This window comes from Gammaproteobacteria bacterium (assembly GCA_022450155.1).
Classification (GTDB): domain Bacteria; phylum Pseudomonadota; class Gammaproteobacteria; order Arenicellales; family UBA868; genus REDSEA-S09-B13.
On sequence record JAKUQR010000032.1, the window covers coordinates 21,659 to 28,558 of the forward strand.

Annotated in this window: 7 protein-coding genes; 3 read left to right on the forward strand and 4 right to left on the reverse strand. The window is 54.6% G+C overall.

The features are described from left to right. Positions 1-4: 4 nt before the first annotated feature. A complete protein-coding gene (locus MK323_13710; protein ID MCH2483207.1) occupies positions 5-1,243 on the reverse strand; it encodes an aspartate aminotransferase family protein in 1,239 nt (412 codons plus the stop codon). 146 nt (positions 1,244-1,389) lie between these two features. On the opposite strand from MK323_13710, the gene MK323_13715 reads away from it, so the two are divergent. Next, the gene (locus tag MK323_13715) at positions 1,390-1,914 is read left to right on the forward strand and encodes a VOC family protein (protein MCH2483208.1); all 525 of its coding nucleotides are present in this window, start codon (positions 1,390-1,392) and stop codon (positions 1,912-1,914) included. 13 nt (positions 1,915-1,927) lie between these two features. Here the strand turns inward: MK323_13715 and MK323_13720 are convergent, their stop codons facing one another. Genes MK323_13720 through MK323_13730 form a run of 3 tightly spaced genes read right to left on the reverse strand, consistent with a single transcriptional unit; the run spans position 1,928 to position 5,044 of the window. Beyond that, positions 1,928-3,079: a 2-oxo acid dehydrogenase subunit E2 gene (locus MK323_13720; protein ID MCH2483209.1), complete on the reverse strand. Its 1,152-nt coding sequence runs from the start codon at positions 3,077-3,079 to the stop codon at positions 1,928-1,930. 13 nt (positions 3,080-3,092) lie between these two features. Beyond that, positions 3,093-4,064: an alpha-ketoacid dehydrogenase subunit beta gene (locus tag MK323_13725; GenBank protein MCH2483210.1), complete on the reverse strand. Its 972-nt coding sequence runs from the start codon at positions 4,062-4,064 to the stop codon at positions 3,093-3,095. Then, positions 4,064-5,044 (reverse strand): thiamine pyrophosphate-dependent dehydrogenase E1 component subunit alpha, encoded by a 981-nt coding sequence (locus MK323_13730; GenBank protein MCH2483211.1) that lies wholly within the window; start codon positions 5,042-5,044, stop codon positions 4,064-4,066. Before MK323_13730 ends, MK323_13725 begins: the two co-directional genes overlap by 1 nt. Positions 5,045-5,210: 166 nt before the next feature. Between MK323_13730 and MK323_13735 the strand changes: the two genes are divergently transcribed. Further along, positions 5,211-5,972: a glucose 1-dehydrogenase gene (locus MK323_13735; protein ID MCH2483212.1), complete on the forward strand. Its 762-nt coding sequence runs from the start codon at positions 5,211-5,213 to the stop codon at positions 5,970-5,972. A gap of 34 nt (positions 5,973-6,006) precedes the next feature. Beyond that, positions 6,007-6,780 carry a 3-oxoacyl-ACP reductase FabG gene (locus MK323_13740; GenBank protein ID MCH2483213.1) on the forward strand — a complete coding sequence of 258 codons (774 nt, stop codon included), beginning with the start codon at positions 6,007-6,009 and terminating at the stop codon, positions 6,778-6,780. The last annotated feature ends 120 nt before the right edge of the window (positions 6,781-6,900 follow it).

Here is a 6,900-nt window from a genome sequence, read left to right on the forward strand (position 1 = left end):
CTATTCAAGAACTTGCCGCTTTGTCCTCCCCGGCACACAGGGTCGCAACCGCCCCTTCCAGACGTTCCAGCCCTTCTTTGATATCGGTCTCTGGAATTATCAACGACGGTGCCAACCTCAGCACATCACTGCCAGCCATTAGAGTCAGAACGCCAGCATCCTGACTCGCCAGCAGAAATTCGCGAGCCCTTCCGGACCAGTTGTCGGTAACAACACAGCCGATCAGCAGGCCCTGACCCCGAATCGCCTGGAACACATCAAACCGATCTGAGATCTCCTGAAGCCCTTTGACCAGCATCGCCCGTCGGTGGGTCACGCCCTGAAGAACCTCCGGCGTGTTAATCAGATCAAAAGCCGCGGTAGCCACTGCACAAGCGAGCGGATTACCGCCGTACGTACTGCCATGGGTGCCAACTTTAAAAACTTCCGACACCTGTGCTGTCGCCAGCGTTGCGCCGATGGGAAATCCTCCACCCAGGGCTTTTGCAGTTGCAAGAATATCCGGTTTTACATCGTACCACTCGTGGGCATACAGCTTACCGGTTCGACCCACCCCTGTCTGAACCTCATCCAGCACCATTAATGCCTGATGCTCATCACACAGGCGCCGGATGGCCTGCATAAATTCAGGCTCGGCATCCAGTACCCCGCCTTCACCCTGTATAGGCTCAACGATGACAGCACAGACCGTATCGGATAACGAATTAAAGGTTTCTTCGAGGGCTGCCACATCATTAAAAGGTAAATGTGTAATCGAACCCGGCAATGGTCCGAACCCTTCCCGATAACTAGGCTGACCCCCGACTGAAATATTCAACAGTGATCGGCCATGGAAGGCATTATCAAAAGCAATAATTAAGTCTTTTTGAGGCCCAAAGTTAGTGTGGCTATATCGTCGAGCGAGTTTGAGAGCGGCTTCATTGGCCTCAGTGCCGGAATTGCAGAAAAAGACTCGGTCAGCAAAGGTGGCGTTACACAGTTTTTCAGCCAAAACGACGGCCGGCTCGGTCGCCATGACGTTGGAGGTGTGCCACAATTTACCGGCCTGCTCCGTAAGGGCGGATACCAGCGCGGGGTGTGCGTGACCCAGCGCGGTGACGGCAATTCCGCCAGCAAAGTCGATATATTCTCGACCTGCCTGATCCCAGACACGCGAACCACTGCCTCGGACAGGAATCACATCCCCCGGCGCATAGTTCGGCATCATCACCTGATCGTAGGATTCGCGTGTGGTCGTGGTCATAGCCACTCTCCATTCATTCTTTTTGTTTCAGTGTTGGGATCGGCATTTTACCCCACTGCTGGCCTTTGATCTGGCTGCACTCTTTCAATTGAATACAAAATAGATATGATGAGGCTCTATCGAACAAGACGGGATACAAGGCGATCATGAGCAGATTATTCGGATCCATCAGGCAGATGGGGTACGTTGTCCGCGATGTAGAACAAGCCCTGAAACACTGGATAGAGGTGTGCGGCATCGGGCCTTGGTACTATGTCGACAAACTGCCCGTCAAAGACTTTCACTACCGCGGACAACCCGGCTCACCACATTTGTCTATTGCGCTGGCGAATTCAGGTGATGTCCAGATCGAACTGATTCAGCAGCGGGACACCTCTGCGACCATGTACCAGGATTTCCTGAATGCAGGTAACGAAGGGCTTCAGCACTGGTCAAGCTGGCCGGAGAATTACGACGAACTCTACCAACGGGCTCTTGACTCAGGATACGAGGTCGGCCAGGAAGCCGACAGTGTGCGCGGCCGCTTTGTTTACTTCTTTAACGAAGGACACCCCGGCACGGTCATTGAGATGGCGCACTTTACGCCGGAGCGTCGTCGAATATTCGATGCGGTCAGAGAAGCAGCCGTAGACTGGGACGGCAGCGATCCCATCCGTGATCAGTGGCCTTGACCATCCCGGCAGGCTAGTCCAGAAGCGCCTCTGGTGCCTCGAGTAAAGCGCGTAACTGTGAGAGAAATCGCGCGCACGGCGCACCATCGATAAGACGGTGATCAAACGTTAACACCAGCGTGGCCAGATCACGCGCAACGATCTCGTTACCGGCGTAACGCGGAACGCGCTGAATACGCCCTATTCCCAGGATCCCACACTGGGGTGGGTTTAATACCGGTGTGAACCAATCTATACCCAGCCCGCCGAGGTTGCTCACACTGAATGTTGCGCCTTCCATTTCATCCGGGGTTAACTTATTTTCACGTGCCTTGGCAGCCAACTCACGCACGGTTCGCGCGATCTCGCTGATACCCAGCTTGTCCGCATTGCGGACAACCGGCACGACCAGACCGGCATCGATATCAATCGCAACACCCAGATTAACCTTGTTATAACGGCAGATGGCACCGTCAACAAACCCAGCATTGAGATCAGGATGATCTTTTAAAACCCGAGCAGTCGCTGCCAGGATCAGGTCATTGGGTCCCGGCGCAGTACCCCACTTTTCCTGCCAATCAGCCTCGCGCTCTACGCGGTAAGACTCAAACTGGCTGAAATCGACTTCTATTCCTTCACTGACATGGGGTGCTACTCCCCAGTTTGCACTCAGCCGTTCGGCCGTGATCCGCCGGATCCCGCTGAGAGGTATGATCTCACCTGCTGGTACCGAAGTGTCCTCCTCCCTGGCTGAGGCCGTTCCATCATCAATCGCGCGCTGGACGTCTTCCTTAGTCACTCGTCCATCAGGACCTGTACCTTCTACAGCATCGGCATTGATACCGTGTCTGTCAGCGAGGCGCTGGGCCACCGGTGTAACCCGGGGTCCTGCTGCCACGGATCGTTTTTCAGACCCAGGCTGGACCGGCTGGTCCGGAACAGTTTCTCCCGCATCTCCGATCCAGGCTAGGATATCTCCCACATCATACTCGGCGTCAACCTGTCCCACAGCCTTAAGCAGGACGCCTGACACTGGCGAATTGACATCAACCACCGTTTTATCCGTCTCTATAGATATCAACAACTGACCCTCAGCAATGCTTTCACCTTCTGAGATGTGCCATTCGACGACCCGGCCCGTTTCCATGGTGTGGCCCATTGCGGCCAGTTTAAATTGCGTCGCCATTATTACAGTCAGATCAGCTCATAACTGCCTGCACAGCGGATACCACGCTTTCACTACTGGGGACCACATGTTTGACCAACTCAGCGCTGAAGGGCATTGGCACATGCGGGCTGCCAACCCTTGCCACGGGGGCTTTGAGATCGTGAAAACAATTCTCACCGATCATCGCTGCGATTTCGGAAACGGCACCCGCAAACACCGAGTCTTCACCACAGACTATGGCCCGTCCGGTCTTGCTTACGGAGCTACAAATCGTATCAGTATCGAGCGGCGACAACGATCTCGGGTCTACGACTTCTACATCGTGGCCGTCATCTTCAAGCGTGATGGCTGCCTCCAGAGATTTCTGCACCATCGGGCCGATAGCGATGATCGTGGCATCTTCACCTTCTCGCTTAACATCTGCCAACCCGATAGGAACCATGTGCTCACCATCCGGGACCTCACCTTTACTGGTATAGATTCGTTTGTACTCGAAGAACATCACCGGATCCGGCGAACGTATGGCCGTTTTAAACAAGCCTTTCGCATCCGCCGGTGTAGACGGCACCACCACCTGCAATCCGGGCACATGCATAAACCACGACTCCATAATCTGCGAATGCTGTGCAGCCAGCAGTCGACCGACACCGCATGGCAGACGAATCACCATCGGCACGCTGCCCTGGCCACCACTCATATAACGCATTTTTGCAGCCTGATTAACGACCTCGTCCATAGCGCACGTCACAAAATCAAGATACATCAACTCAACCACGGGCCTCATACCCGCCAGCGCAGCGCCGACAGCAACTCCAACAATACCTGCTTCCGCAATCGGCGTCTCAAATATCCGACCTGGGAAACGTTCTGCAACGCCTTCGGTCACCTTGTACGGGCCTCCGTGCGCAATCACATCTTCTCCAATGACAAATATCGAGTCATCTCGTGCCATTTCCTCATGGAGTCCCTCTCGAAGCGCTTCATTGAATGCCATGGTTTTCATCACGCCACCTCCTGAACCGGCGCTACAACGTCGGTTGTAACGTCCTCAGCGCTTGGCCAGGGGCTTTCCTCGGCAAATTGGGTCGCGGCACTCATTTCAGCCTTCGCCTCAGCCTGTATCGACTGATCCTGTTCTTCGGTCAGCCAGTCTCGATCGCGCATGAACTGGGCCAGCAGTTTTATCGGGTCCCGGTTTTCCTTCCATTCATCGACTTCTTCGGCTGAACGATACTGTTGCTCGTCGCCCAGGCTGTGGCCATAGAACCGATAAGTACGCGCTTCTAGCAGAGTGGGCCCGCCGCCCTCGCGTGCACGCTTCACGGCCTCGGCTGCGGCTTCATACACCTCTACAACATCCTGGCCATCTACCGACACGCCGGGAATTGCATAAGATGCCGCCATGTCTGCGACCGAGTCCACGACCGCTACGTTCATACGCGGTACCCACTGCTGATACCCGTTATTCTCACAAACATAGACAACCGGCAGGGTCCAGAGCGAACCCATGGTGATCGCTTCGTGAAAAGTACCCCGAGCGGCTGCCCCGTCACCAAAAAAGCACACTGACACCTGATCAGTGCCGCGGAGCTTACTGGCCAGTGCTGTACCGGTCGTGGGGCCAATACCCGCACCTACAATGCCATTCGCGCCCAGCATATTGAGTGAGAAATCTGCGACGTGCATCGAGCCGCCTTTGCCCTTGCAGGTGCCCGTTGCTTTACCCCACAACTCTGCCATCATCCGGTCTGATTTTGCGCCTTTCGCCAAGCAGTGGCCGTGACTGCGATGTGTTCCAAGAACGTAATCATCGTCCCTCAGGTTTGCACACACTCCCGTGGCGACGGCTTCCTCCCCACAATACATGTGCAAAGTACCGACAACGTTACCCAGATTTGTCTGGCGATCCGCTTCCTCTTCAAATAGGCGAATGCGCCACATGTCTGTGTATATTTTCTGGCAGATGTCTGCTGACAGATCCATGTGATTTCCCCCTTAATATTCCTTACAACAATTTTAGAACCCGGTTGAACTCTTAGGGTAAGTCTAGGGGAAAATACGCTATGATTACCAGCCTATACCCACAGAACATTCAGTCTGGATTATCCGTATCCGGCCAGTTGACTTGAAACAAGATCGAGAGGGAAGCATGCGTTTAAAGAACAAGGTTGCCATAGTGACGGGTGGTGCGTCCGGCATCGGTGCAGCAACTTGTCGGCTCTACGCTCAGGAGGGTGCTGCCGGGATCGTGGTGGCTGACATTAACGAGGAGGGGGGCCAGTCAGTTGCGAACAATATCGTTGAAGCAGGTGGAGAGGCTATTTTTATCCATCTGGATGTTAGCGTGGAGTCCCAATGGATCGATACCGTGAATGCAGCCGTCAAACGCTATGGCCGACTCGATATCACGGTCAACAATGCAGGAATGTCTGTCCCGGAATCCAGAGTAAAGGTTGAGGAAACCACCGTTGAAATCTGGGATCGCCTGCATGCTGTGAACTCAACAGGCGTATTCCTAGGCACCAAACACTCGATCCCGCCAATGCGCGAAAACGGCGGAGGGTCAATCATCAATATCTCTTCAATCTACGGCATTGTCGGCAGCACTGGTACTACCGCCTACCACTCTGCAAAAGGGAGTGTTCGGACCTTCACCAAAGCGGCCGCGATTCAATATGCGCCAGTTCTCATCCGCTGTAATTCCATACATCCCGGATTTACCGATACCGGCATGACAGCCGCGGTTCATGCCGACCCACAAGAATGGAATAAACGCGTGAGCCAGACGCCCATTGGACGCATGGGGACCGCCGAGGACATCGCCTGGGGCTGCGTGTTTCTGGCCGCGGACGAGTCAAGTTTCATAACAGGCGCAGAGCTCGTCATAGACGGCGGCATGACGGCACAATGACCAGACCAAGTCGAATTATCTTAAGTGAGTCACTATGAAACTCGATGGGAAAGTAGCTCTGGTTACCGGTGCAGCGGGCGGTATTGGTCAGGCGATCGCCCGGCGCCTCGCCCATGAGGGCGCCCATGTCGCTCTCGCTGATATTCGAACTAAACCACTCGACGGTATCACGCGGACCATAGAGTCCTACGATCGGAAAGCCCTTACAGTCGCAGTCGACGTGACCCAGTCAGACCAGGTTACTCAGATGGTCCAGGCGGTTGTTGAAGCATTTGGTCGCATAGATATTTTCTTCAATAACGCAGGCATCATTCGGGTCCAGAATTTTCTGGATGTCACCGAAGCCGAATGGGACCACGTTATCGATGTCAACCTCAAGGGCGTATTTCTGTGTGGCCAGGCTGTAGCCAAACACATGGTGGAGCGCCAGTCCGGCAAAATTATCAACACCGCATCTCTTGCGGCCCATCGCGGTCGCCCGGAGATCGCTGCCTATGCCGCCAGTAAGACGGCTGTGGTCTCACTGACACGATCCATGGCACTTGACCTCGCTGATCACGGCATTACTGTTAACGCACTGGCCCCCGGAATCGTCGACACCGATATGTGGGCATTCATTGACGATGAGATGGGAAAACTATGGGGGCGACAGAAAGGCGACTCCATGCGGCGCAGGGTAGACACCGTGCCACTCAAACGGCCTGCCCGTGCGGATGAAGTCGCGAATGTTGGAATTTTCCTGGCCTCCGACGAAGCCGACTACATTACGGGGCAGACGATGTACATCGATGGGGGTGATTCAGCCTGAACTACGGTGTTAAAGTCCTGCCAGCGATCATTGAAAAGCGGAATACGACGATCGAGTAAACGCATCGACTCTTGTTTCAGCGATTAGATCCTCCGGACCCCACAACCGTATAGCAAGACG

Coding starts and splice junctions, on each gene's coding strand:
- MK323_13710 (MCH2483207.1), bottom strand. CDS start 1,243: ATGACCACGACCACACGCGAATCCTACGATCAGGTGATGATGCCGAAC.
- MK323_13715 (MCH2483208.1), top strand. CDS start 1,390: ATGAGCAGATTATTCGGATCCATCAGGCAGATGGGGTACGTTGTCCGC.
- MK323_13720 (MCH2483209.1), bottom strand. CDS start 3,079: ATGGCGACGCAATTTAAACTGGCCGCAATGGGCCACACCATGGAAACG.
- MK323_13725 (MCH2483210.1), bottom strand. CDS start 4,064: ATGAAAACCATGGCATTCAATGAAGCGCTTCGAGAGGGACTCCATGAG.
- MK323_13730 (MCH2483211.1), bottom strand. CDS start 5,044: ATGGATCTGTCAGCAGACATCTGCCAGAAAATATACACAGACATGTGG.
- MK323_13735 (MCH2483212.1), top strand. CDS start 5,211: ATGCGTTTAAAGAACAAGGTTGCCATAGTGACGGGTGGTGCGTCCGGC.
- MK323_13740 (MCH2483213.1), top strand. CDS start 6,007: ATGAAACTCGATGGGAAAGTAGCTCTGGTTACCGGTGCAGCGGGCGGT.